Source organism: Geodermatophilus nigrescens (assembly GCF_900129495.1).
Lineage (GTDB): Bacteria > Actinomycetota > Actinomycetes > Mycobacteriales > Geodermatophilaceae > Geodermatophilus > Geodermatophilus nigrescens.
Genome location: NZ_FQVX01000005.1, coordinates 173,187 through 198,591, shown reverse-complemented (window position 1 = coordinate 198,591; position 25,405 = coordinate 173,187). Strand labels below are relative to the sequence as shown.

Sequence of the window (25,405 nt, the reverse complement as noted above, 5' to 3'; positions counted from 1 at the left end):
ATCCTGCCCGCCGGCTCAGCCGAGCCAGGTGACGCCCGCCTGGCGCCCCGTGACGCCGTCGCGGCGGTGGCTGAACAGCCGGCGGTCCTCGATGGTGCAGCGCGGGTCGTGGACGACCTGCGCGACGCCGGCGCGGGTCAGGAGCTCGGCGAGGCCGGCGCGCAGGTCGAGGCCGGGGGTGCCCCTCCGCGTGCGGACGGCGGCCGCGGGCGCCACGCGGGCCACCTCGGCCTGCATGGCGCGCGGCACCTCGTAGTCGGCGCCGCACACGGCCGGGCCGAGCAGCGCGGTGGTGTCACCCGGCCGGCTGCCCAAACGGGCCATGGCGGCGAGGGTGGCCGGGACGACGCCCTGCCGGACGCCCTCGCGCCCGGCGTGCACCGCCGCGACGACGCCGGCGACCGGGTCGGCGAGCAGCACCGGCACGCAGTCGGCGACCAGCACGCACAGCACCAGACCGGGCGTGCGGGTGACGAGGGCGTCGGTGGCCGGCAGCGGGCCCTCAACCGGGCCGTCGACGACGGCGACCCCGGTGCCGTGGACCTGGTCCATCCACACCAGCCGGTCGCCGGGCACGCCGAGCTCGCGGGCCAGGCGCTCGCGGTTGGCGGCCACGTCGGCCGGGTCGTCGCCGACGTGCACGCCGAGGTTGAACGCGTCGTAGGGCGGACGCGAGCGGCCGCCCCGCCGGTCGGTGACCACCCGTCGGGGGCGCACCGCCGGCGGGGCGGGTGAGGTGCTGGAACGGCCCCCGTGCAGGGGCCCGCCCCGAGCGGAGCGAGGGGTGGGGGGCACGGGGGTCCTTCTACTGACGGAGGAACTCCGGGATGTCGAGCTCCTCCTCGAAGTCCTCGTTGCCCAGCGGACGGCGCCCCTGGGCGGCCGGGCCGCCGTTCTGCACCGGCGGCAGCGGCGGCACCGTGATGCCGGCAGAGCGCACCGGCGCGGGGGCCGGGGCGGCGGGCGCGGGCGGCGGGGTGCCGACCAGCCGCTCACCGGTGGCCCGCGGCAGGCCGGCCGACGGCGCGGGCGCCACCGGCGGGGTGGGCAGCCGGCTCGGGCCGGTGGCCGGCGGGGTGGGCAGTGCCGGGGTGGCCGCCGCGTCCTTGCGGGCCGAGGGCCGGCCGCCGTCGAAGCCCGCGGCGATGACGGTCACGCGGACCTCGTCGCCGAGGGCGTCGTCGATGACCGCACCGAAGATGATGTTGGCGTCGGCGTGCGCGGCGTCCGACACCAGCGAGGCGGCCTCGTTGATCTCGAACAGGCCGAGGTCCGAGCCGCCGGAGATCGACAGCAGGACGCCGTGGGCGCCCTCCATCGAGGCCTCCAGCAGCGGGCTGGCGATCGCCTGCTCGGCGGCCAGCAGCGCCCGGTTGTCACCGCGCGCGCTGCCGATGCCCATGAGCGCCGAGCCCGCGCCGGACATGACCGACTTGACGTCGGCGAAGTCCAGGTTGATCAGGCCGGGGGTGGTGATCAGGTCGGTGATGCCCTGGACACCGGAGAGCAGCACCTGGTCGGCGGTGCGGAAGGCGTCCATCACGCTGACGTTGCGGTCGCCGAGCTGGAGCAGCCGGTCGTTGGGGATGACGATGAGCGTGTCGCACTCGTTGCGCAGCTCCTCGATCCCGGACTCGGCCTGGACCGCGCGCCGCTTGCCCTCGAAGGAGAACGGGCGGGTGACCACACCGATGGTGAGCGCGCCGAGCTTGCGGGCGATCGAGGCCACGACGGGCGCGCCGCCGGTGCCGGTGCCGCCGCCCTCGCCGGCGGTCACGAAGACCATGTCGGCGCCCTTGAGCACCTCCTCGATCTCCTCGCGGTGGTCCTCGGCGGCCTGGCGGCCGACGTCGGGCTGCGCGCCGGCGCCGAGGCCGCGGGTGAGCTCGCGGCCGACGTCGAGCTTGACGTCGGCGTCGCTCATCAGCAGCGCCTGGGCGTCGGTGTTGATGGCGATGAACTCCACCCCCTTCAGACCGACCTCGATCATCCGGTTGACCGCGTTCACACCGCCGCCGCCGATGCCGACGACCTTGATGACCGCGAGGTAGTTGTGCGGAGGTGTCATGTGGGGCTCCCGACCTCGACCCTCATCCTCAAGTGGAGACTTAGTGTTATGTCAACTGGGTCGACGCGGACGAAGTTAGGTGGGGCGCGTCGGGACCATCAAGCACCCTCCCCGCACCGGCGTGTCGCGAGTCCCGGAACTCACCGATCTCCCACGACCCGCTGGTCACATCTGCACCACAGCCGGTGACGACCCGCCTGCCGGATCCCTCGATCCGAGGTCGAGACCCGCGGCCGTCGACGTCCGTGGACGGATCCGTACCGATCTGCCGTGTCGGGCGTGTCGCGGACGTGGGCGTGTCGGCGGCGCGCCGGTCGGTCAGCGGTGCGGAGGCGGGCACGCACACAGCGCGACGCCCGTGCCGGGCGGGAGACCTCGTCAGCGGAGGACGACGGCGTCCGGCGCGCTGACGTCGACGGTCGCCGCCGGCTCAAGCTCACCGGACTCGACCTCGGCCAGCAGCGCGGCGAGCACCGCGGCCTTGTCCTCGGCCTCCTCGCCGCCGCCCCAGACGACGACGGTGCCGTCGTCGAGGGTCAGCGTGACCTCGTCCGCGGTGCGGGCCACGGCGCCGGTGACCCGGTCGCGGACGTCGCCGGGCAGCGCCACGAGCGCGCCGAGCGCGGCCCGGGTCGCGGGGTCGTCGGGCCCGGGCGAGCGGACGTCGAGGGGCACGACGCCGGCCGGCGACTCGCCCGTGACGGTGTCGAAGAGCACACCGGTGGCGTCGACCAGCGAGCGCGTGCCGGCCTCCTCGACGACGGCGACCGCCCGCCGCTCGACCACCGTGACGACGACGCTGCCCGGCCAGCCGCGGGCCACCTGCACCGAGGCCACCTGGGGCAGCCGGGCCACCCGCGCCTCGGCGGCGTCGACGTCGACCCGCAGCAGCGGCGTGCCCTCGGCGACCCCGGCCGCGGTGACCACCTGCTCGGCGGTCAGCGTGGTCGCGCCGTCGACGCGGACGTCGCGCACCGACAGCAGCGGGCTCGCCCACAGCGCCCACCCGGCCAGCGCCAGGACGGCCAGCGCCGCGGCGGCGGCGAGCAGGCGGCGGCGCCGCCGGTCGCGCGGGCTGTCGCGCCGCCGGTGGCGGGCCGGCCGGGCGACCTCGACCGGCGCGGCGCGCTCCCGGTCGGCCGTCGTCCGGCCGGAGCGGCTCACCGGCCGGCGTCCCCGCCGGGCACGGCCTCCCCGGAGGGCACGGCCTCCCCGGAGGGCACGGCCTCCCCGGAGGGCACGGCCTCCCCGGAGGGCACGGCCTCCCCGGACAACACGGCGAGCACCTCGGGGCCGACCATCGACACGTTGCCCGCGCCCATGGTGATGACCAGGTCGCCGGGGCGGGCGCGGGCGGCCAGCGCCGGCGCGGCGGCGGACCAGGACGGCTCGAAGAGCACCTGGCCGGCCGGCAACGGGACGGCGTCGGCGACCAGCGCGCCGGTGACGCCGGGCACCGGGTCCTCCCGGGCGCCGTAGACGTCCATCACCACGACCTCGTCGGCCAGGCCCAGCGCCTCGCCGAACGCCGTCGCGAACTCGCGGGTCCGGCTGTAGAGGTGCGGCTGGAAGGCCACCACCACGCGGCCCTCCCCCGCCACCGCCCGGGCGGCGCGCAGCTGCGCGGTCACCTCGGTCGGGTGGTGGGCGTAGTCGTCGTAGACGCGCACGCCGGCGGCGGTGCCCTTGAGCTCGAACCGGCGGTGCACGCCGCCGAAGCGCCCGAGCCCGGCCATCAGCCCGTCGGCGGGCAGGCCGAGCTCGAGGCCGGCCAGCAGCGCGGCGGCGCTGTTGCGGGCCATGTGCTCCCCGGGCACCCGGATGCGCACCCGCCCAACGACGGCGCCGTCGAGCACGGCGGTCCAGGCGGTGGTCTCGGGGCCCACGTCGAGGTCGACCAGGCGCAGGTCGGCGTCCTCCGCGGTGCCGTAGGTGCGCAGCCGCGCCGGGGTGGGCACGCCGCGCAGCCGGGCGGAGCCCGGGTCGTCGGCACAGACGACGACGAACCCGTCGGGCGAGACGGTGCCGAGGAACCGGTCGAAGGCGGCCTCGACGGCGGCGAGGTCGCCGTAGTTGTCCAGGTGGTCGGCCTCGACGTTGGTGACGATCGCCCCGTGCGGCGCGAGCAGCAGGAACGAGCGGTCGCTCTCGTCGGCCTCGGCGACGAAGACGTCGCCCTCGCCGGCGTGCGCGTTGCTGCCCGACTCGTTGAGGTTGCCGCCGATGGCGAAGGACGCGTCGACGCCGCACGCCTGCACGGCAACGGTGAGCATCGAGGTGGTCGACGTCTTGCCGTGGGTGCCGGCGACGGCGACGCTGCGCCGCCCGGCCATCACCGCGGCGAGGGCGACGGCGCGCGGCAGCACGGTCAGGCCGCGGGCGCGGGCCGCGGCGAGCTCGGGGTTGTCCTCCCGGATCGCCGAGGAGACGACGACGGAGTCGGCGTCGCCGAGGTGCTCCGCGGCGTGGCCCACCTCCACCCGGGCGCCGAGGGCGCGCAGGGCGAGCAGGGTCGGGGTGTCGCGCCGGTCGCTGCCCGACACCCGCACGCCGCGGGCCAACAGGATGCGGGCGATGCCGCTCATCCCGGCGCCACCGATGCCGACGAAGTGCACGGCGCCGAGGTCGGCGAGGGCCGGGACGGGCGCGGTCCAGGCGGCGGTCGCGTCAGCGGTCACCGGCGGCCACCTCCAGGACGATGTCGGCCAGCCGGTCGTCGGCGTCGGGCACCCCGGCCGCGGCGGCGTGGGCGGCGTACCCGGCGAGCGCGGCGGGGTCGGTGAGCAGCGGCAGCAGGGTGGCCTCGATCCACCGCGGGGACAGGTCGGCGTCGTCGACGATCAGTCCGCCGCCGGCCTCGACGACCGGCAGCGCGTTGCGCCGCTGCTCGCCGTTGCCGATGGGCAGCGGCACGAACGCCGCGGGCAGCCCGACCGCGGACAGCTCCGCCACGGTCACCGCGCCCGACCGGCACAGCGCCAGGTCGGCGGCGGCGTAGGCGAGGTCCATCCGCTCCAGGTAGTCGACGACGACGTACGGCGCCGCGCCGGCCGGGCGCGCCGGCACCTCGACGTCGGTGTTCTTGGGGCCGCGGGCGTGCAGCACCTGGACACCGGCGGCGGTGAGCGCGTCGGCTGCGGCGACGGCGGCGCGGTTGAGCGAGGCGGCGCCCTGCGAGCCGCCGAAGACCAGCAGCGTGGGCCGGTCGGCGTCCAGCCCGAAGGCGGCTCGGGCCTCGCCGCGGCGCCCGGCGCGGTCCAGGCCGCTGATCGCGGTGCGCAGCGGCATGCCGACGTGCTCGCCGCGGTGCAGCGGCGTGCCGGGCACGGTGACCGCGACCCGGGCGGCGATCCGCGCGCCGATGCGGTTGGCGAGGCCCGGCAGCGCGTTCTGCTCGTGCACCACGACCGGCACTCCCGCGCGGCGGGCGGCCAGGTAGGCCGGCAACGCCACGTACCCGCCGAACCCGACGACGACGTCGGCCTGCAGCTCGGCCAGCAGCGCGCGGGTGTCGGCGACGGCGCGGCGCACCCGCCCGGGCACGCGCAGCAGGTCCGGCGTCGGCTTGCGCGGCAGCGGCACGGGCGGGATGAGCCGCAGGTCGTAGCCGCGCGCGGGCACCAGCCGGGTCTCCATGCCGCGGGCGGTGCCCAGGCAGGTGACCCGCGGGGCGGGGTCGCGGCGGCGCAGCGCGTCGGCCAGCGCCAGCATCGGCTCGATGTGACCGCCGGTGCCGCCGCCGGCCAGGACGACGCTCGGCGGGCGGCCGGTCGGCGCGCTCACCGGGACCGCCCCGGGCGGTCGGCGGGCCGGGCGGGGACCCGCTCGGGCCGGCGCGCGGCCGGCGGCGGCACCCGGCGCTCGGCGCCACGGGCCTCGGCGGGCCGGCGCACCGGGCGCGGCTCGACGGGCCGGCGGCCCGGCGGGCGCTCACCCGAGCGGCCGCGGAGGCGGCCGTCGGCGGGCTCCTCCCCCCGGGTGGTGGGACGGGAGCGGCCCGGGCGGACCGGGTCGACGGCGTGTGCGGGCACGGGCAGCAGCCAGCGCGCCAGCCGGCCGCGGTCGCGGCTGCGGGCGTGCTCGATGGCCTCGGGCTCGGATCGGGCGAAGCGGATGAGGATCCCCACGACGAAGAGGGTGAGCACCAGCGAGGTGCCACCGGCGGAGACCAGCGGCAGGGTGACCCCGGTGACCGGGAGGACCCCCACCACGTAGCCCATGTTCATGGCCGCCTGGCCGACGAGCCAGACGGTGATCGCCACGCTGGCCAGCTGCACGAAGCGGTCGGCCGAGCGGTTGGCGATCCGGAAGCCGGCGAAGGCCAGCACCGCGTAGAGGGTGACCACGACGAGGCAGCCCAGCAAGCCGAGCTCCTCGCCGATGATCGCGAAGATGTAGTCCGACTCCGCCTCGGGCAGCAGGTTCCACTTCATGGCGCTGTTGCCGAGGCCCACGCCCCACAGGCCGCCGTTGGCCAGCGCGTAGAAGCCGCGGATGGCCTGGAAGCCGGTGTCGGTGGGGTCGTCGAAGGGGTGCAGGAAGGCGGTCACCCGCTCCCAGCGGTACTCCGAGCTGCTCACCAGCAGGTAGCCCACCGTGCCCGCGGTCGCGATGCCGAGGCCCCACAGCCGCCCGGGCAGGCCGCCGGCCCACAGCAGGCCGGAGACGACGAGCAGCAGGCTGACGACGGCGCCGAAGTCGGGCTCGAGCATGAGCAGCGCGCTGATGACCACGAAGACCGGCAGCAGCGGCACGAGCAGCGTCCTGAGCGTCAGGCTGCGGCCGCGGGTGGCGAGGACGTGCGCGCCCCACAGGGCGACGACGAGCTTGGTGAGCTCGGAGGGCTGGAAGTCGGTGACGCCGAGGTCGATCCAGGCGCGCGAGCCGTTGTACTCGACGCCGACCCCCGGCACGAGGACGGCGACGAGCAGCACGAGGACGGCGACGAGCGCCATCCCCGACCAGCGGCGCATCAGCCCGGCGGGCAGGCGCACGGCGACGAGCAGGGCGACCAGGCCCAGGCCGGCGAAGACGAGCTGGTCGACGCCGGGGCGCCAGGCCGGCTGGTCGTCGAGCGCCGCCTCGATGGCCGAGGCGGAGAAGACCATGACCAGCCCGATGGCCAGCAGCAGACCGGCCGCGCCGATGACGAGGTGGCAGCTGGTCATCGGCCCGTCGAGCCAGGCCGGCCCGCGCACCCGGGCGGCGGGACCCGCGGACGCCACCGGGACGCCGCTGCGGCGCGTGCGGCGCGTGCGGGTGGACTCGGTGCGGCCGTCCATCCCGCCATCGTCGCCGCTGACGGCGCGCCGGACGGTCAGCTCCCCCGCGTGTCGCGCCGGTCCCCCGCTCGCGCGCCGCCGGAACGTGCTGGAACGGCCCCCTCGCAGGGGCCCGCCCCGAGCCTGCGAGGGGTGGGGGGCGAGGGGGTCCTCCGTCACAGGCCGGTGATGGACAGCCAGTCGGCGTAGAACAGGCCGAGCCCGAAGGCGACGGCCATGCCGGTGACCAGCCAGAACCGCACGATGACGGTGTTCTCCGCCCACCCGGCGAGCTCGAAGTGGTGGTGCAGCGGGGCCATGCGGAACACCCGCCGGCGGGTGGCGCGGAAGAAGGCCACCTGGATGACCACCGAGAGCGTGACCGCGACGAAGAGCCCGCCGAGGACGATGAGCAGCAGCTCGGTGCGGGTGACGATGGCGATGCCGGCCATCAGCCCGCCGAGGGCCAGCGAGCCGGTGTCGCCCATGAAGATCCGCGCCGGGCTGGTGTTCCACCACAGGAACCCGAGGCAGGCGCCCATCGCCGCGGCGGCCACGAGCGTGACGTCGAGCGGGTCGCGCACCTGGTAGCAGCCGTCGACGGCGGCCGCGGCGCAGTCGTGGGTGAACTGCCAGAAGCTCATGACGACGTAGGCGCCGAACACCATCGCCGAGCAGCCGGCGGCGAGCCCGTCGAGGCCGTCGGTGAGGTTGACCGCGTTGGAGAAACCGGCGATGAACAGGTAGGCCAGGACGACGAAGCCGACGGCGCTGACGAACAGCGGCTCGATGTCGCGGACGTAGGAGACGAACTCCGACGCCGGCGTCACCCCCGCCTCGTCGGGGAAGTTGAGCGCGAGGATCGCGAAGGTCAGCCCGACCACCAGCTGCCCGACGAGCTTCGCCGTCTTGTTGAGGCCCAGGCTCCGGCGGTGCCGGATCTTGAGGTAGTCGTCGAGGAAGCCGACGGTGCCGAGGCCCACCATGAGGAACAGCAGCAGCAGGCCGGTGGCGGTGACCCCCCGCCCGGGCTGGCCGATGAGGAACAGGTGGGCGAGCAGGTAGCCGGCCACGGTCGCCCCGACGATGACGGTGCCGCCCATGGTGGGCGTGCCCTTCTTCGACAGGTGCGACTCGGGGCCGTCGTCGCGGATCTCCTGGCCGAAGCCGCGGCGCCGGAACGCCCGGACGGCCAGCGGCGTGGCGAGGATGGAGAGGACCAGCCCGAACGCCGCGGCGATGAGGACGGACTTCACGCGCCTGCCCCGGCGTCCAGCAGGTCCGCGGCGAGGACCTCCAGCCCGTGGGACCGGCTGGCCTTCACCAGCACGACGTCACCGGGCACCAGCACCTCCGAGAGGAAGACGAGAGCGGCCGCCCGGTCGGGCACCGCGACGGCGGTGCTGCCCGGAGAGGTCCCGGCGTCCGCCTCGCCGCCCTCCCCGTGGCGGGCACCGGCGGCCGTGGCACCCGTGACTACTCCTACCGCATCGGGTCCGACGGCGACGACCAGGTCGGCCCCGGCGGCGACCGCGTCGCGGCCGAGCCGCTCGTGCTCGGCGCCGGCGTCCGGGCCGAGCTCGGCCATCCCGCCGAGGACGGCGACCCGCCGGCCGGCCGGCAGCCCGGCCAGCGCGGCGAGGGCGGCGCGCATCGACTCGGGGTTGGCGTTGTAGGCGTCGTTGACGACGGTGACGCCGTCGGCCCGGCGGGTGACCTCCATGCGCCAGCGGCTGCGCGGCGTGGCCTGCGACAGGGCCGCGGCGACGGCGGCCGGCGTCATGCCGAGGGCCAGCGCGGCGGCGGCGGCGGACAGCGCGTTGGCCACCTGGTGCTCGCCGACGACCTGCAGCGCGACCGGGTGCTCCTCGCCGCCGGCGACGAGGGTGAACCGGGCGCGGGCGGCGTCGTCGAGGGAGACGCCGGCGGCGCGCACGTCGGCGCCCGCGGAGCGGCCGGTGGTGACCACCCGGGCGCGGGTGCGCGGCGCCATCCCGGCCACCCGCGGGTCGTCGGCGTTGAGCACGGCGGTGCCGGTCGCGGGCAGCGCCTCCACGAGCTCGCCCTTGGCCTGCGCGATGACGTCGGCCGAGCCGAACTCGCCGAGGTGCGCGGAGCCGACGTTGAGGACGACGCCGACGTCGGGCCGGGCGACGGCGCACAGCCGGGCGATGTGCCCGACGCCCCGGGCGCCCATCTCGAGGACGAGGAAGCGGGTGCCCTCGTCGGCGTCGAGGACGGTCAGCGGGAGGCCGATGTCGTTGTTGTACGAGCCGGGCGGGCTCACCGTCGGGCCGGCGGCGGCGAGCACCTGCCCGAGCAGGTCCTTGGTGGAGGTCTTGCCCGAGGACCCGGTGAGGCCGACGGTCCGCAGGCCCGCCGCGGCGAGCCGGCGGTGCACCTCGGCGGCGAGCCGGCCGAGCGCGGCGACGGTGTCGTCGACGACGAGCGCCGGCAGCGGGCCGCCGGGGCGGGTGGTGAGCGCGGCGACGGCGCCCGCCTCCGCGGCGGCGTCGAGGTAGTCGTGCCCGTCGACGCGCTCGCCGGCGACGGCGACGAACAGCGCGCCCGGGGCGACGCCGCGGGAGTCGAGGGTGACGGCGGTGACCGTGCCGGAGGCACCGTCCGGCAGCGGGGCGCCGACGGCCTGCGCGACCTCGGCGAGGGACAGGGCGATCACCGGCGGGCCGCCCCGGCGAGCACCTCGCGCAGCACGGCGCGGTCGTCGAAGGGCGTCACCGTGCCGGCGACCTCCTGCCCGGACTCGTGTCCCTTGCCGGCCACCAGGACGGTGTCGCCGGGGCGGGCGAGCGCCACCGCGCGCGCGATCGCGGCGCGGCGGTCGCCGACCTCCTCGACCGCGTCGCGGCGGTCGGCCGGCACGCCGGCGAGCACGGCGGCGCGGATCGCGGCCGGGTCCTCCGAGCGCGGGTTGTCGTCGGTGACGACCACGAGGTCGCTGCCGGCCGCGGCCGCCGCGCCCATCGCCGGTCGCTTCCCCTGGTCGCGGTCTCCCCCACAGCCGAGCACGGTGATCAGCCTCCCCCGGGTGGCGGCGCGCAGCGCGGCGAGCGCGGTGGCGACGGCGTCGGGGGTGTGCGCGTAGTCGACGACGGCGGTGAACGGCTGGCCGGCGTCGACGGGCTCCATGCGGCCGGGGACGACGGTGGCGGCGATGCCGGCCAGCGCCTCGGCGACCGGGACGCCGACCGCGTCGAGCAGCGCGACGGCGAGGACGGCGTTGGTGACGTTGAACCGGCCGGGCAGCCGCACGCTGGCCGGCCACGACCCGCCGGGGCCGCTGACGGTGAAGGTGGAGCCGCCGTCGGGGGCGGGCGTGACGTCGGTGGCGGTCCAGTGCGCGGCGGCGCCGTCGGCGGAGACGGTGACCGCCCGCTCCCCCAGCATCCCGGCCAGTCGCCGGCCGGCGTCGTCGTCGACGACGACCACCTCGCGCGCGGCGCGCCCGTCGAACAGCAGCGCCTTGGCCTGGAAGTAGTCCTCGAGGTCGCGGTGGAAGTCGAGGTGGTCCTGGCTGAGGTTGGTGAACCCGGCCGCGGCGAAGGGCACCCCGCCGACGCGGCCCTGCACCAGCGCGTGGCTGGAGACCTCCATGACGACGGCGTCCACGCCGGACTCGGCCATCGTGGCCAGCAGCGCGTGCAGCACCGGCGCCTCGGGGGTGGTGCGCACGCTGGGGAACGCCGTCTCGGTGCCGCCGGCGCGGGTGCGCGACTGCACGGTGCCGATCAGCCCGGTGCCGCGGCCGGCGGCGGCGAGGCCGGCCTCGACCAGGTAGCTCGTCGTCGTCTTGCCGTTGGTGCCGGTGATGCCGACGACCGGCAGCCGGCGGGCGGGCTCGCCGTAGACGCGGGCGGCGACGTCGCCGAGGCGGCCGCGGGGGTCGTCGACGACGCACACCGGCAGCCCGGTGGCGGCGGCCTGCTCGCGGCCGGCCGGGTCGGTGAGGACGGCGACGGCGCCGCGGGCGGCGGCGTCGGCGGCGAAGCGGGCGCCGTGCGTGCGGGCGCCGGGGAGGGCGGCGTAGAGGTCGCCGGGCCGCACCTCGGTGGAGGCGAGGGTGACGCCGCCGACCTCGGTGGCGGGGTCGCCCTGGACGGGGTCGCCGACGAGGTCGGCGAGCGCGGCGAGGGGCTGCGGGCGGGTCCCCCGGGGCCGGGGCACCGACCCGGTTCCGGTCGGGGTCACGTCGGGCCAATCTACCGGCGGACCGGTCCGGCCCCGCGCACCCGCGCCCCGCGCGCCGGGCACCGCCCGCACCCGCGCGGGTCCGGCGTCAGTCGCCGGCGGGCCCGCCGGGCGGTCCGCCCGCCGCCGCCCCGGTGAGGTCCTCGCGGGTGATCGCGAACTCGGGGCGGGCGGTGCCCGACGGCACGACGCCGGCGTCGGTGAGCACGTGGCGCATGACGTCGGCGAACACCGGCGCGGCCACCTGCCCGCCCTCGGCGGAGCTGCTGGGCCGCTCGAGGTCGACGGCCACGACGTACTGCGGGTCGTCGGCCGGGGCGAACCCGACGAACGTCGTCACGTAGCCGCCGCCGTCGTAGCAGTTGCACTCCGGGTTGGCCCGCTGCGCGGTGCCGGTCTTGCCGGCGACGCGGTAGCCCTCGACCTGCGCGAGCGGCGCGGTGCCGCCGGGGCCGACGACGGCCTCGAGCATGTAGGCGAGGTCGTCGGCGGTCCGCTCGCTGACCACGCGGACGGGCTCGGGCGCGTCCGGGGTGGTCACCGTGCCGTCGGGCGCGGTCACCGAGGAGACCACCCGCGGCGGGATGCGCACGCCGTCGTTGGCGATGGCCTGGTACACCGAGGCCATCTGCAGCGTGGTCACCGAGACGCCCTGGCCGATCGGCACGTTGGCCGCGCGGCTCTCGGTCCACTCCGCGGAGTCCTGCAGGATGCCGGCGCTCTCCCCGGGCAGCTCGACGCCGGTCTCCGCCCCGACGCCGAAGGCCCGCAGGTACTCCTCGAGCCGCTCGTCGCCCACCTCGCGGGCCAGCATGATCGTGCCGACGTTGCTGGACTTGGCGAGGATGCCGGTGACCGTCCAGTCCACCGGCGCGTGGTCGTGGGCGTCGGTGACGACGACGTCGCCGGCCTGGATGTGGCCGTTCACGTTCAGCACGGTGTCCGGCTCGGCCACGCCCTCCTCGAGCGCGGCGGCCAGCGTCACCGCCTTCATGACCGAGCCGGGCTCGAAGACGTCGGAGACGACGGGGTTGCCGAGCAGCTCCGGGTCGGTGCGGCCGGCCTGCGCGGGGTCGTAGCCCGGGCAGGAGCCCATGGCCACGACCTCGCCGGTGTGCACGTCGAGGACGACGGCCGAGGCGCGGGTGGTGGCGCCGTCGGCACAGGCCTGCGCGAGGCGCTGCTCCATGACGAACTGCACGTCCTGGTCGAGGGTCAGCTCGACGGTGCTGCCGTCGACGGCCGGCGTCGACTCGTCGATGCCCGCGGGGATCGGGTTGTTGCCGCTGCCGACCTCCACCCGCCGGTCGCCGTCGGTGCCGGCGAGGGTGTCCTCGAAGCGCAGCTCGACCCCGCCCAGGCCGGTGCCGTCGCGGCCGGTGAACCCGACCACCTGGCCGCCGACCGTCCCGGTCGGGTACAGCCGCACCGGGTCGTCCTCGAACAGCACGCCGGCCAGGCCCAGGTCCTGGATGGCGTCGACGGTCTCCGGCGGCACCTGGCGGGCCAGCACCACGTAGCGGCCGTCGCCGCCGAGCTGCTCGGTGAGCTCGTCGACGGGCACGTCGAGCAGCGCGGTGAGGGCCAGCGCGGTGCGCTCCGGGTCCTCGACGGCCTGCGGGTCGGCGGTCACGCGGGACGCGTCGACGGTGTAGGCGAACGGGTTGCCGTCGCGGTCCAGGATCGCCCCGCGCAGCGCCGAGAGCGGGTACTCGGCCAGCCGGCTCTGCTCGGCGCGGTAGGCGAGGTCGGACCCGTCGACGCCCTGCAGCCACACCAGCCGGGTGGTGACCACCAGCAGCGGGACGACGACGAGCACCAGGCCCCACCACAGGCGGGCGGGTCCGACGGTCAGCGCGCGGCCGCTGTGCCGGCGGCCGGCGGGGCGCCGCGGCTCGAACGCGCCGGAGCGGGTCGCCCCGCCGCCGCGCGGGCCGCCGGCGCGCGGGGCGCCGTCGCGGGAGGGCACGGGGCGCGGGACGGAGGCCGGGCGGCCGCGGGAGCCGTCCCGGGGGACGCCGGCGCGCGGGACGCGGGCGCCGCGGGGGGACGGCGCCCCGTCGCGGCCGAGGTCGCGAGGCCGTTCGCGCGGGAGGTCGCGACGGCGGTCGCGCGGGGGGTCGCTCGGGCCCACGGTCAGCCTCCGTTCGCGGCGGGCGGTGCGGTCTCCGGCGCGGGCGCCGGCTCGGGGGTGCCGCGCAGGGTGGCGGTGCCGTCGGGGCCGACGACCAGGTAGGCGGCGGTGCCGGCGGGGACCAGCCCGGCGGCCACGGCCGCGGCGGCGAGCTGCGCGGGCGCGCCGCCCTGGACGACCTGCCGCTCGAGCTCCTGCACCTCCTCCGCCTTCTCGGCGTTCTCGCTGCGCAGTTCCCCCGCCCGCAGCGAGTTCACGGCGATGGCGGTGTTGAGCACGAGCAGCGCGATGGTGGTGGCCACCAGCAGCACCACGACCAGCAGCACGAACGGTGCGCGGCGGGCACCGGTGGCCCGCGCGAGGCCCGCCCCGCCGGTGAGCAGTCGCAGGTCCGGCACCGACGGCACGCGCGGCGCGGGCCCGGTGGCGCGGGTCGCCCCGGCGCGCACCGGCCGGGAGGGCAGCGTGCGGACGGGCCGGGAGGGCAGGGCGCGCAGCGGCCGGGCGGCGTGCCCGGAGCCGGTGGTCGCCGTGGGCGTCCTGGCCGGCGTCCCGGTCGCCTTCGGTGTCGCCGTCGCCGTCGCCGCCTTCGCCGTCGCCGTCGTGGCCTTCGTCGTCGCCGACCGTGACGCCGTCGCGCCCCCCGGGGACGGCGGGACGGCGCGGGCGGCGCCCTCGCGGGGCGCGCGGGCAGCGGCGCTCACGCGGCCCGCCGGATGCGCTCGGCGGCGCGGACGCGGGCCGAGGCGGCCCGGGGGTTGGCGGCCACCTCGGCCTCCGAGGCGGCCTCGCCGCCGCGGGTGAGCAGCCGCAGCACCGGCCCGTACTCGGGCAGCCGGACGGGCAGCTCCGGCGGGGTCCGGTCGGTGGCGAGCTCGGCGAGGGCCTGCTTGACGATCCGGTCCTCGAGGGAGTGGAAGGTGATGACGGCGACCCGGCCGCCCACCGCCAGCGCGTCCAGTGCCGCCGGCAGCGCCCGCCGGAGGACGCCGAGCTCGTCGTTGACCTCGATCCGCAGCGCCTGGAACGTCCGCTTGGCCGGGTTGCCGCCCGTGCGGCGGGTGGCGGCGGGGATCGAGTCGCGCACCAGGTGGGCGAGCCGCTCGGTGCCGGTGAACGGCTCCCGGGCGCGCTCGCGGACGATCGCGCCGGCGATCCGCGAGGCGAACCGCTCCTCGCCGTAGACGCGCAGGACGCGGGCGAGCTCGGCGGCGGAGTAGGTGTTGACGACGTCGGCGGCGGTGCGCGGCGCGCCGGGGTCCATGCGCATGTCCAGCGGGCCGTCGGCGGCGTAGCTGAAGCCGCGGTCGGCGCGGTCGAGCTGCAGGGAGCTGACGCCGAGGTCGAACAGCACCGCGTGCACCTCGTCGAGGCCGAGGCGGTCGAGGACGTCGGGCAGCTCGTCGAAGACCGCCGGCACGAGCGTGGCGCGGTCGGCGTGGCCGGCGGCCGCGATCCGGGCGGCGGCCTCGGCGCGGGCGTGCGGGTCGCGGTCGAGGCCGACCAGCCGCAGGCCGGGGTGGGCGTCGAGGAGGGCCAGCGCGTGGCCGGCGAGGCCCAGGGTGGCGTCCACCAGCACGGCGCCCTCCGCAGCGCAGGCCGGGCCGAGCAGGTCGGTGACGCGGTCGAGGAGGACGGGCACGTGCACGGGAGGCGCCGCCGTGTCCCGCGGTGTGGATGCCGCCGAGTCCTGCGGCGCGGGCCGCGGGGGCTCGGGCGTGCTCATCGTCGGTCTCCTCGGGTCGGGCTCCCCGCGCGGGGACGGGCGTCACCGGGACGCACGTGCTGCACATGGTGGCGCGGACAGCGGGTCGGCTGGGGGAGCTCGGCGGGCGTGCCGCGCGACCGGTGGGGCGCCGGGGACGGGCGCGGGTCGCGGGGAGGGGGTGCCTGAGCGGAGGAGGTCCTGAGCGGAGGAGGTCGCGCGGGGACGGCGACCGCGGTGGGGCGGCGTGGGGCCGGTGGGGCGGAGTGGGGTCCCCACCCCCCGCGAGGGCCGCCTGGCGCCGGGGAAGTGCGTCAGGAGGACCCCGCGGGGGGTGGGGCCGGGTGCCGGTCGCGGTGCCGCTGCGGCGGACCGAGCCGCGGGGAAGGCGGTTCGGGCCGCATCCGGTCGAGCCGCGGGGAAGACGGCTCGCGACGGTGCGCGGCTGCCGGGCGACCGGCGGCACGGGGTCAGGAGAGCGTGGGCATCCCCTCGCTCTCCATGGCGGCGAAGACCGCCTCCTGCTCTGCCTCGTAGGCGTCCCACGCGGCCTGGTCCCAGATCTCGAAGCGGGTGTCGACGCCGACCACCACGACGTCGCGGTCGAGGCCGGCGTACTGGCGGAGGCTCGCGGGGATGGTGATGCGGCCGGCCTTGTCGGGCTCGACCTCGACCATCGAGCCGAAGCTCAGGCGGGCGCGCATGCGGGCCTCGGCGGTGTCGGCGGGGGCCATGCTGGCGGCGGCGCGGCTCTGCTCGGCGACCCGGGCCATGGTGAGGCCGTAGACGCAGCGCTCCTGGCCCTTCTTGATCACCATGCCGTCGGCCACCTGCTCGCGGAACCGGACGGGGAGTGCGAGCCGGCCCTTCTCGTCGAGCCGCAACGAGTAGTTGCCGACGAACACCGGATCACCTCCCCCATGTGGCCCTCCTCGTGTCCACCGCGGACCCGGGACGGGCCCTGGCTCCCCACCGCGCCACACACTAACCCACTACGCCCCACCGGACACCACTCGACACCATGTCGTGACCGCTTCTCCCCACGCCTCCCCGTGCAGGTCAGCGGCCGGTCGGGGCGCGCGGGGCGGCCGGTGGGGCGCGGTGGGGCGCCCGGTGGGGAGCGGTGGGGGCCGGGAGCGGCCCGCGGGCCTGCGGAGGGAGCCGAGGACGCGCCCGGGTGGGGAGCCGGACGGGGCGGTCCGCGACGGGCTCCGGACGCGCCGCGGGCACGTACCGTGGGCCGGGTGACCGACACCATGCGTGCGGCGGACGGGACGGCGGGGCTGCCGGTCGACGTCGCCGCGGAGGGCGCGCGGATCGCCGCCAACGTCTCCCGGGTCGTCCAGGGCAAGCCCGACGTCGTCCGCCTGGCGCTGGTCGTGCTGCTCGCCGAGGGCCACCTGCTCGTCGAGGACGTGCCCGGGGTCGGCAAGACGACGCTGGCCAAGGCGCTCGCGGCCTCGATCGACGCGAGCGTGCGCCGCATCCAGTTCACCCCCGACCTGCTGCCGAGCGACGTCACCGGCGTGGCGATCTACGACCAGGAGACGCGCGCCTTCGAGTTCCGCCCGGGCGCGGTGTTCGCCAACGTCGTGGTCGCCGACGAGATCAACAGGGCCTCGCCGAAGACGCAGTCGGCGCTGCTGGAGTGCATGGAGGAGCGGCAGGTCACCGTCGACGGCGTCAGCTACGAGCTGGCCCGGCCGTTCCTGGTGATGGCCACGCAGAACCCGGTGGAGATGGAGGGCACCTATCCCCTCCCCGAGGCCCAGCGCGACCGGTTCACCGCGCGGGTGTCCATGGGCTACCCCGACCGGGAGGCCGAGGTCGCCATGCTCGACGACCGCGGCACCGGCGACCCGCTCGCCGAGCTGACGCCGGTCGCCGACGCCGCGACCGTCCGCGCCCTGGTGGCCGCCGTCGGCACCCTGCACGTCTCCGACGCCGTCCGCCGCTACGTCGTCGCCCTGGTCGAGGCCACCCGCCGCTCCCCCGACCTGCGGTTGGGCGCCTCCCCGCGGGCCGGCCTGCAGCTGCTGCGCACCGCCCGCGCCGCCGCGGCGCTCGCCGGCCGCGACCACGTGCTCCCCGACGACGTCCAGGCGATGGCGCTGCCCGTGCTGTCCCACCGGCTGCTGCTCACCGCCGACGCCGCGGCCGCGCGGCGCACCGCGGAGCAGGTCGTCACCGGGCTGCTCGGCTCGGTGCCCGTGCTGCGCGGGCGCTGAGCGGTGGCGGGCCAGCTCCGGAGCGCGCTGACCTCGCTCACCCTGCGCGGCCGCTGCCTGGTCGCCGCCGGCCTGACGCTGCTCGGCCTCGGCGCGCTGCTCGGCGAGCGGCCGCTGGTGCAGATCGCGGTGTTCCTGCTGGCCCTGCCGCTGCTGTCGGCGGTGCTGGTGGCCCGGCAGCGCTTCCGCGTGGCGGTGCGGCGAACGGTCACCCCGGCCCGCGTGCCGCGCGGGGAGGACGCCGACGTGCTGCTGGAGGTCACCAACACCGACCGGCGCACCGGCCGGCTGTGGCTGCTGTCCGAGGAGCTGCCCGAGGACGCCGGCCGCTCCCCCGGCTTCGTCGTCGAGCGGCTGCCCGCCGGGCGCACCGCGGCCCTGCCCTACCGGGTGCACGGCGGGCGGCGCGGCCGGTTCCGGCTCGGCCCGCTGCGGCTGCGGCTGGTCGACCCGTTCGGCCTGGTGCAGCGCACCACCAGCGGCACCGACGGCGCCCCGCTGCTCGTCGTCCCGCGGGTGCGCCCGCTCGGGCCCGGCGGGCCGGCCGGCGGCCACGGCGGCGGCGGGGACGGCGCCCGCCGCTCGATCGCGGTGCACGGCGAGGACGACGTCAGCACCCGCGCCTACCGGCACGGCGACGACCTCCGCAAGGTGCACTGGCGGGCCACCGCGCGCACCGGCGAGCTCATGGTGCGGATGGAGGAGCGGCCCTGGCGGGCGCAGGCGGCGCTGCTGCTCGACACCCGGGTGCGCGCCCACCTGCTCACCCGGGCCGCCGGCCCCGGGCCCGCCGCCACGTCCGTCCCCGGCCCGCCCGGCGACCCGTCCCCGCCGCCGGACAGCCTCGAGTGGCTGGTCGAGGCCGCGGCCAGCATCGGCAGCTCGCTGGCCCGCCGCGGCGCCGTGCTGCGGGTGGTCACCCCCGAGGGCGAGCTCACGCCCGGTGAGGGAGCGGCGGGCCTCGGACCCACCGAGCTGCTCGACCGGCTGGCCGTGCTCGGCCCGGCGCGCGGCTCCTCTCTCGCGCCCGCCGCCGATCTGCTGCACCGGGTGGCCGGCGACGGCCCGGTCGTGGCGCTGCTGGGCGCGGTCGGGCCCGACGACCTCGCCGAGCTGGTCACCGCCCGCTCCGGCCCGCACACCGACGTCGCGGTCCTGCTCGACGTCGCGAGCTGGGCCGACCCGGGCGGGCGCAGCCGCCGCTCGCTGTCGGCGACGTCGCGGGCGCACCTGGCCGCCCAGGTGGAGGAGTCGGCGTCGCTGCTGCGCGGCGCGGGCTGGCAGGTGGCCGTCGCCGGGGCCGGCCGCGGCGTCGAGGCGGTCTGGGCCGACCTCGCCGCCCAGCGCGGCGCGGGCCTGCGGGCCGGCGGGATCGGGGTGCCGGCGTGACCGCGCTCGCGCCGCCGCCGGCCGCTCCCCCGGCGCCCGCCCCGCCGCCGCGCGTCCCGGTCGCGCGCCGCCCTCCCCCGCCCCGGCCGCCCGGGACGCTGCGCCGCGAGGGCGGCACGACCGTCGCCGCCGCCGTCGCCACCGCGCTCGGCGCGTGCGCGCTGTTCCCCGTCTTCACCCGGCCCGACTGGCTGGCGCCGGCCCTCGCCGCGATCGCCGTCGTCGCGCTCACCGGCCTGGCGCTGCGCGCGGCGGGCCCCGCGCTGTGGGCGTGGGCCTCGGGCGGGCGCGCGCTGCCCGCGCGCGCCGCGGCCCTCGGCGTGCCACTGGTCCCGCTGGGCCAGCTCGCCGCCCTCACCTGCCTGATGACGGCGCTGTTCGCCCCGGCGCGGGCGGTCGGCGGGTGGCTGCCGACCCCGCGCAGCCTCGGGTCGCTGGGTGCCGTCCTGACCGCGGGGTCGGCGGAGATCCGCGAGCAGGCCACCCCCGCGCTGCCGCTGACCGGGCTGCTGGCGCTGACCGTCCTGCTCGTGGGGATGGTCGCGGTCACCGTCGACCTGGTCGCCGTCGGCGGGCGGCAGCCGGCGCTGGCCGGGCTCGGCCTGCTGGTGCTGTTCTGCGTGCCGGTCAGCACCGTCACCGGCGACGTCGGGCTGGGGGCGCTGGCCGCCCCGGCGGCGGGCCTGGCGCTGCTGCTGTGGGCCGACCAGTCCCGGCGGCTGGCCGCGCGCACCGGCCGGGCGGGCGGCCACGGCGCCGGGTCCGCGGCCGCGGCGGGCACCGCGCTCGCGGCGCTGGCGGTGGCACTGGTGGCCGGCAGCGTCGTCCCCACCCTCCCCGAGGGCCGGTTCGCCTCGGGCTTCGGCCCGGGCGGGGGCGGCGGCGCCACCGGGACGGCGCTGGACCCGGCCGCCGCGCTGCAGGGCCAGCTGACCCTCCCCGAGCCGATCGACCTGCTGCGGGTGGACGCCTCGGTCGACGACCCCGGCTACCTGCGCGTCGTGACGCTCGACCGGTACACCGCCGAGGACGGCTGGACGACGGGCAACCTCGACGGCGAGGCGTCGGTGGCCCAGCCCGACCCGCTGGCGCCGCTGCCCGGGCGCCGCGGCGGCCGGCCGGTGGAGGCCACGATCACCGCGGTCGGCCACGACGACCGGTTCCTGCCCGTGCTCACCTCCCCGCTGACCGTGGACATCGCCGACCCCGACGCCTGGCGGTTCGACCCGGTCACCGGCACGGTCTTCGGCCGCGACACCACCACCGCCTCGGCCGGCTACCGGGTGACCGCGGTGGAGCCGCGGCCGAGCGAGGACGAGCTGCGCGCCGCCGGGCCGCTGCGCGCGGACGACCCGGTGCGCGAGCGCGACACCGCCATCCCGCCACTGGCCCCCGAGGTCACCGACCTGGTCGACCAGCTGACCGCGGGCGCCGCCACCCCCTACGACGCGGTCCGGTCGATCCACGGGTGGTTCTCCCGGGAGAACGGCTTCGTCTACAGCCTCGCCACCGCGCCGGGCACCACCGGCGACGACCTCGCCGATTTCCTGCGCCTCAAGCAGGGCTACTGCGAGCAGTACGCCGGGGCGATGGCGGCGATGGTCCGCGAGGCGGGCATCCCGGCGCGGGTGGCGCTGGGCTACACCCCCGGCCGCATCCAGCCCGGCGGCGAGCGGCTGATCACCAGCTCCGACGCGCACGCGTGGGTGGAGGTCTACTTCGACGACCTCGGCTGGATCCCGTTCGACCCCACCCCGATCGACACCGACCGCGCCGTCGAGCTGCCCTGGGCGCCGCGGCCGACGCCGCAGGAGGACGCTTCGACGCCGGACGGCGCCCCGGCGGTGCCGGCCCCGGCGCCGGTGGTGCCCGCGCCGCAGGTGGACCGGGTGGACGGCGGCGGGATCACGACGGGCATGCCGGGGTCCCGCGATCCCGGGTCGGCCCGGCCGGTGCTGGTCGCCGCCGGCGTGCTGCTGGGCCTGGCCGCGCTGCTGGGCGCCCCGGCCGGGGTGCGCGCGCTGCAGCGGCGCCGGCGCCTCGACGACGGCGGCCCGGCGGCGCTGTGGGACGAGCTCGCCGCCACCGCGCGCGACCTCGGCCTGCCGTGGGACCCGGCGCGCACGCCGCGGCAGCAGGCGGCCGGCCTCGCCCGGACGCTGGGGACCACCGCCGGGGCGCACCGGGCGGGCTCGCCGGGCGCGGCCGAGGCGGTCGAGCGGCTGGCCCGCGCGGAGGAGGCGGCCAGCTACGGCCGCCCCGGCGCGGCGCCCGGCGACCCGTCCGCCGTCGCGGCGCTCCGGGCCGCCCGCAGGGGCCTGGCCGCCGCGGTGCCGGCGCGGGTGCGGCTGCGGGCGCTGCTGTGGCCGGCCTCGCTGGCCGACGCGCTGGGCGGCGGGCTCGTCGACCGGCTCCGGTCCCGGCTCCCGCGCCGCCGTCCCGCGGCCTGACCGGCCGCCGTCGCCGGCCCGGTCCTCCCTCTCCCGCCGTCCCGGTCCGCCTGCCCGGTCCGCCTGCCCGGTCCGCCTGCCCCCGGGCACCGGTCCACCCACCCTCGCCGTGTGGTGCCCGGCCTCGCGCTGCAGCGCGAGGCCGGGCGCGCGGCGGGAGGTCGGGCACGTGGCGCGCGGCCCGACCGGCGCGGGCCACGCACCCGGACGGTCCCGGGAACGCCGACGGCCGCCGTCCCGGTGCGGGACGGCGGCCGTCGGGGGAGGCTGCGGGCTACTGGTCGTAGCGGCGGCGGAAGCGCTCCTCGAGGCGGTTCTTCAGCGGCTGCTTGCGGGGCTTGCCGCCGCGGCCGCGGGCGGTGCTGCCGCCGCGGGCACCGGCCGGCCCGGCCGGGCCGGCCTCGACCGCGCCGGTGGCGGAGCGGTAGTTCAGCACGCCGAGCGCGGCGCCGCCGAACATGACGAGGAAGCCGAGGACGCCGAGCGGGACCGAGGGGGCGACGGCGCCACCGACGAGGACCGCGAGGCCCACCACCACGAGCAGCGCACCCAGTTGCAGCTTCCGCCGGGCCCTGAGCCTGCGGTCACCCGTGCGGACGGAGGAGGCGAACTTCGGATCGTCGTCGACGAGGGCGCGCTCGATCTGCTCCAGCAGTCGCTGCTCGTGCTCGGAGAGCGGCACGGATGCCTCCAGGTGGGCCAAGGCCTGATCCGCCGGGTCCCCCCCGGCGGTACCCACGAGGATACGAGCCGTTCACGGGGTGCGAAAGGCGAGCGCGCGGCGACCCGCCCACGGTGGACCCGGATCACCCCCGCGGGCGGTCGCGGACCCGCCGGTCGCGGTCGCGGTGCAGCAGCGTGGCCGGCCGGACGGCCCCCGCGCCGAACCTCCGAGCGGCCCGGTCGGCGGCCAGCTCGGCGTCGCGGCGGCCGTGCTCGCGCTCGCCGAGCTCGAGCTGGCGCGGCGTCGACCCGGCCTGCACCAGCCGCTCGGCGCGCACGCCCACCAGCCGCAGCCGCGCCCGGTCCAGGCCCAGGGCGTCGAAGAGGGCGCGGGCGGTGTCGTAGAGGTCCTGCCCGACGTCGGTGGGGACGTCGAGGGTGCGGCTGCGGGTGATCGTGGTGAAGTCGGCGAAGCGGACCTTGATGCTCACCGTGCGCGCCAGCCAGCTCCCCGCCCGCAGCCGGCCCGCCGTCCGCTCGGCCAGCCGCAGCAGCTCCCGGTGGATGACGGCGGGGTCGTCGACGTCGGTGCCGAAGGTCTCCTCGTGCCCGATCGAGCGCTCCGGCTCGTCGGGGACCACGCGCCGGGGGTCGCGGCCCCAGGCCAGCTCGTGCAGCGAGCCGCCGGCCGCCGGGCCGACCGCCCGCTGCAGGGTGCGCGCCGGGACGTGCGCGAGGTCGCCGACGGTGCGCAGCCCCAGCCGCAGGAGCACCTCCTCGGTCTTGGCGCCCACCCCCCACAGCGCGCCCACCGGCAGCGGGTGCAGGAAGTCGATGACCTCGGCCGGGCGGACGACGAGCAGGCCGTCGGGCTTGGCCCGGGTGGAGGCGAGCTTGGCCACGAACTTCGTCCCGGCCACCCCGACCGAGCAGGTGATGCCCTGCTCGTCGAAGACCCGGGCGCGCAGGTACTCGCCGATCTCCGCCGCGTCGCCGAGCCGGCGGCCGGCCCCGGAGACGTCGAGGAACGCCTCGTCCAGGCTCAGCGGCTCGACCAGCGGCGTGACCGACCGGAACAGCGCCATGACCGAGCGGGAGACCTCCGCGTAGAGCGCCATGTCCCCCGGCAGCACGGTGGCGGTCGGGCACAGCCGCAGCGCGCGGGCGGTGGGCATCGCGGCGTGCACGCCGTACGCGCGCGCCTCGTAGGTGGCCGAGGTGACCACCCCCCGGTTGCCCGCGCCGCCGACGATCACCGGCGTGCCGGCCAGCTCGGGGTGCCGGCGCACCTCGACGCTGGCGAAGAAGGCGTCCATGTCGACGTGCAGCACGCTGCACCCCTCCGCACGCCCCGCTGCCATCCCGCCCCGCCTCTCGAACACGTGTTCGGACCGACCGGAGGAGACTAGCCGCCCGCCGCGGTCCCCGGCGCGCCGTCGGCGGAGGTGTCCGTGCGTGTCGGGAAACGGCTGGTGGGGGCATGTGTGGCGCGCTGCCGATCGGGTTAGGTGGGACACGACCGACCGCCGTCCGGCGGACGGCTGCGACAGTGACCGGAGGAACTCGATGGCGCTCGACGACGACGACATGACCAGCGTGGAGGGTCCGGCCGACAGCGGCGCCGGCGAGGGCACGCCCGGCCACCAGGACGGCGGTGCCGACGGTGGCGCCGACGGCGGCGCGGGCCACGGCCCGGCCGACGGTGGCGCGGCGGGCGGCGGCTCCGACGGCGGTGCGGACGGCGGTGCGGACGGTGGCGCCGACGGCGGTGCCGGCCACGGCCCGGCCGACGGCGGTGCGGCCGGCGGCGGCTCGGACGGCGGTGCCGACGGTGGTGCCGACGGCGGCGCGGACGGTTCGGCCTGAACCAGGACCCGGCCGTCGCGGGGCCGGGCGGAGCTGACCTCCGCCCGGCCCTGCGCCGGTGCACCCACCTCGACCCCGCCGTCTTCGCCGAGCAGCACTGGTCCCGTCGCCCGCTGCTGACCCGCGCCGAGGACACCGGGGAGTCCTTCGCCGACCTGCTCACGCTGGCCGACGTCGACGAGCTGCTCTCCCGCCGCGGGCTGCGCACCCCCTTCATCCGCATCGCCAAGGACGGCGCCGTCGTCGACGCGAAGCGGTTCACCACCTCCGGCGGCGCCGGCGCCGAGGTGACCGACCAGGTCTCCTCCGACGCCGTGCTGCGCCTGTTCGCCGACGGCAGCACCGTGGTCCTGCAGGGCCTGCACCGGCTCTGGCCGCCGCTGATCGAATTCGCCGACCAGCTGGCCGCCGACCTGGGACACCCCACGCAGGTCAACGCCTACGTCACCCCGCCGTCCTCGCGCGGGTTCAGCCCGCACTACGACGTCCATGACGTCTTCGTGCTGCAGGTCGCCGGCGAGAAGCACTGGACGATCCACGAGCCGGTGCTCGAGGAGCCGCTGCGCACCCAGCCGTGGAACGACCGGGCCGCCGAGGTGGCCGCCGCCGCGCGGCGCGAGCCGGTGATCGACGCCGTGCTGCGCCCCGGCGACGCGCTCTACCTGCCCCGCGGCTACCTGCACTCGGCCGTCGCGCTGGGGCAGACCAGCGCCCACCTGACCATCGGCGTGCACTCGGTCACCCGCTGGTCGGCGGTGGAGTCGGTGCTCGACCTGGTGCGCACGCTGGCCGCCGACGACCGCGAGCTGCGCCGCGCGCTGCCGCTGGGCGTCGACCTGGCCGACCCCGGCGCGCTGCGCGACGACGTCGCCACCGTGGTCGGCGCGCTGCAGGAGTGGCTGGGCCGGGTCGACGCCGACCAGGTCGCCGACCGGGTGCGCGGGCGCGCCTGGGCGCAGGTCCGGCCCGAGCCGGTCGCCCCGCTGGCGCAGGCCACCGCGGCCGCCGCGCTGTCGCCCGACAGCGTGCTGCGGCTGCGCCCCCGGCTGCGCACCGCCCTGCGCCCCTCCTCCGCCGACCCGGCCGGCGGCGACCGGGTCACGCTGCTCGGCGGCCGCCGGTCGCACGAGTTCCCCGCCGCCACCCGCCCGGCGCTGGAGGCGCTGCTGGCCAGCGGCGAGCTCAAGGTGGCCGACCTGGCCGGCCTCGAGCCCGCCGACCAGCTGACGCTGGCCCGCCGGCTGGTGACCGAGTCGGTCGCGGTCGTCGCCGACGCGCACCCCGGTCCCGCCGACGGCGCCGTCGATCACGCCGTCGACGGCGTGCCCGCCACCGCGCCGGAGCCGGGGCCGGCCGGGCCGGGTGCGCCCGCGCCCGACGCCGGCGGGGACGATGGGGAGCGTGCCGACGCCCTCGGGACCGGGTCGTGAGC

The 25,405-nt window shown here is 78.0% G+C and carries 20 protein-coding genes; 5 read left to right on the top strand and 15 right to left on the bottom strand.

Going from position 1 to position 25,405, the window contains the following annotated elements; genetic code table 11:
• Positions 1–15: 15 nt before the first annotated feature.
• The 13 genes from pgeF to mraZ all read right to left on the bottom strand — a co-directional run bounded on the left by pgeF (position 16) and on the right by mraZ (position 16,282).
• Positions 16–702 carry a peptidoglycan editing factor PgeF gene (gene pgeF / locus BUE37_RS21215; RefSeq protein ID WP_245794833.1) on the bottom strand — a complete coding sequence of 229 codons (687 nt, stop codon included), beginning with the start codon at positions 700–702 and terminating at the stop codon, positions 16–18.
• Between the two features lie 103 nt (positions 703–805).
• Positions 806–2,068: a cell division protein FtsZ gene (gene ftsZ, locus BUE37_RS21210; RefSeq protein WP_073422419.1), complete on the bottom strand. Its 1,263-nt coding sequence runs from the start codon at positions 2,066–2,068 to the stop codon at positions 806–808.
• Positions 2,069–2,446: 378 nt separating this feature from the next.
• The gene (locus tag BUE37_RS21205) at positions 2,447–3,232 is read right to left on the bottom strand and encodes a cell division protein FtsQ/DivIB (RefSeq protein WP_073422418.1); all 786 of its coding nucleotides are present in this window, start codon (positions 3,230–3,232) and stop codon (positions 2,447–2,449) included.
• On the bottom strand, positions 3,229–4,746 hold the full coding sequence (gene murC / locus BUE37_RS21200; RefSeq protein WP_083628988.1) for a UDP-N-acetylmuramate--L-alanine ligase: 1,518 nt from the start codon (positions 4,744–4,746) through the stop codon (positions 3,229–3,231). Before murC ends, BUE37_RS21205 begins: the two co-directional genes overlap by 4 nt.
• Complete coding sequence (gene murG / locus BUE37_RS21195; RefSeq protein ID WP_073422417.1) at positions 4,736–5,851, bottom strand: undecaprenyldiphospho-muramoylpentapeptide beta-N-acetylglucosaminyltransferase; 1,116 nt, start codon at positions 5,849–5,851, stop codon at positions 4,736–4,738. Before murG ends, murC begins: the two co-directional genes overlap by 11 nt.
• Complete coding sequence (ftsW, locus tag BUE37_RS21190; RefSeq protein WP_245794832.1) at positions 5,848–7,350, bottom strand: putative lipid II flippase FtsW; 1,503 nt, start codon at positions 7,348–7,350, stop codon at positions 5,848–5,850. The genes murG and ftsW overlap by 4 nt, the downstream gene beginning before the upstream one ends.
• 155 nt (positions 7,351–7,505) lie before the next feature.
• Entirely contained in the window at positions 7,506–8,585 is a 1,080-nt protein-coding gene (mraY, locus tag BUE37_RS21185) for a phospho-N-acetylmuramoyl-pentapeptide-transferase (protein WP_073422416.1), read from the bottom strand.
• On the bottom strand, positions 8,582–10,009 hold the full coding sequence (locus tag BUE37_RS21180) for a UDP-N-acetylmuramoyl-tripeptide--D-alanyl-D-alanine ligase (protein ID WP_073422415.1): 1,428 nt from the start codon (positions 10,007–10,009) through the stop codon (positions 8,582–8,584). Before BUE37_RS21180 ends, mraY begins: the two co-directional genes overlap by 4 nt.
• Complete coding sequence (locus tag BUE37_RS21175; RefSeq protein WP_073422414.1) at positions 10,006–11,538, bottom strand: UDP-N-acetylmuramoyl-L-alanyl-D-glutamate--2,6-diaminopimelate ligase; 1,533 nt, start codon at positions 11,536–11,538, stop codon at positions 10,006–10,008. The genes BUE37_RS21180 and BUE37_RS21175 overlap by 4 nt, the downstream gene beginning before the upstream one ends.
• An 88-nt stretch (positions 11,539–11,626) precedes the next feature.
• Positions 11,627–13,507, bottom strand: a complete 1,881-nt coding sequence (locus BUE37_RS21170) for a peptidoglycan D,D-transpeptidase FtsI family protein (protein WP_073422489.1) — start codon at positions 13,505–13,507, stop codon at positions 11,627–11,629.
• Between the two features lie 167 nt (positions 13,508–13,674).
• Positions 13,675–14,376: a cell division protein FtsL gene (ftsL, locus tag BUE37_RS21165; RefSeq protein ID WP_073422413.1), complete on the bottom strand. Its 702-nt coding sequence runs from the start codon at positions 14,374–14,376 to the stop codon at positions 13,675–13,677.
• Positions 14,373–15,398, bottom strand: coding sequence for a 16S rRNA (cytosine(1402)-N(4))-methyltransferase RsmH (rsmH, locus tag BUE37_RS21160; RefSeq protein WP_083628987.1), 1,026 nt, complete (start codon positions 15,396–15,398; stop codon positions 14,373–14,375). Before rsmH ends, ftsL begins: the two co-directional genes overlap by 4 nt.
• A gap of 449 nt (positions 15,399–15,847) precedes the next feature.
• Positions 15,848–16,282, bottom strand: a complete 435-nt coding sequence (gene mraZ, locus BUE37_RS21155) for a division/cell wall cluster transcriptional repressor MraZ (protein ID WP_073422411.1) — start codon at positions 16,280–16,282, stop codon at positions 15,848–15,850.
• Positions 16,283–16,621: 339 nt separating this feature from the next.
• Here mraZ and BUE37_RS21150 point away from each other — a divergent pair, with 339 nt between their 5' ends.
• From BUE37_RS21150 to BUE37_RS21140, 3 genes are read left to right on the top strand one after another with little or no spacing between them, the layout of a single operon-like run.
• A complete protein-coding gene (locus BUE37_RS21150; RefSeq protein ID WP_245794831.1) occupies positions 16,622–17,605 on the top strand; it encodes an AAA family ATPase in 984 nt (327 codons plus the stop codon).
• Positions 17,606–17,608: 3 nt separating this feature from the next.
• Complete coding sequence (locus BUE37_RS21145) at positions 17,609–18,994, top strand: DUF58 domain-containing protein (RefSeq protein ID WP_073422410.1); 1,386 nt, start codon at positions 17,609–17,611, stop codon at positions 18,992–18,994.
• Positions 18,991–21,444 (top strand): transglutaminase TgpA family protein, encoded by a 2,454-nt coding sequence (locus BUE37_RS21140; RefSeq protein WP_245794830.1) that lies wholly within the window; start codon positions 18,991–18,993, stop codon positions 21,442–21,444. The genes BUE37_RS21145 and BUE37_RS21140 overlap by 4 nt, the downstream gene beginning before the upstream one ends.
• 274 nt (positions 21,445–21,718) lie before the next feature.
• On the opposite strand, the gene BUE37_RS21135 is transcribed toward BUE37_RS21140, so the two are convergent.
• Both BUE37_RS21135 and dinB read right to left on the bottom strand, forming a co-directional pair.
• Positions 21,719–22,126 carry a DUF3040 domain-containing protein gene (locus tag BUE37_RS21135; RefSeq protein ID WP_073422409.1) on the bottom strand — a complete coding sequence of 136 codons (408 nt, stop codon included), beginning with the start codon at positions 22,124–22,126 and terminating at the stop codon, positions 21,719–21,721.
• Between the two features lie 124 nt (positions 22,127–22,250).
• Positions 22,251–23,438, bottom strand: coding sequence for a DNA polymerase IV (gene dinB / locus BUE37_RS21130; RefSeq protein ID WP_245794829.1), 1,188 nt, complete (start codon positions 23,436–23,438; stop codon positions 22,251–22,253).
• 235 nt (positions 23,439–23,673) lie between these two features.
• On the opposite strand from dinB, the gene BUE37_RS21125 reads away from it, so the two are divergent.
• Together BUE37_RS21125 and BUE37_RS21120 are read left to right on the top strand one after the other, a co-directional pair.
• The gene (locus BUE37_RS21125) at positions 23,674–23,973 is read left to right on the top strand and encodes a BatC protein (RefSeq protein ID WP_073422407.1); all 300 of its coding nucleotides are present in this window, start codon (positions 23,674–23,676) and stop codon (positions 23,971–23,973) included.
• A gap of 287 nt (positions 23,974–24,260) precedes the next feature.
• On the top strand, positions 24,261–25,403 hold the full coding sequence (locus tag BUE37_RS21120) for a cupin domain-containing protein (RefSeq protein ID WP_342742294.1): 1,143 nt from the start codon (positions 24,261–24,263) through the stop codon (positions 25,401–25,403).
• Positions 25,404–25,405: the final 2 nt, after the last annotated feature.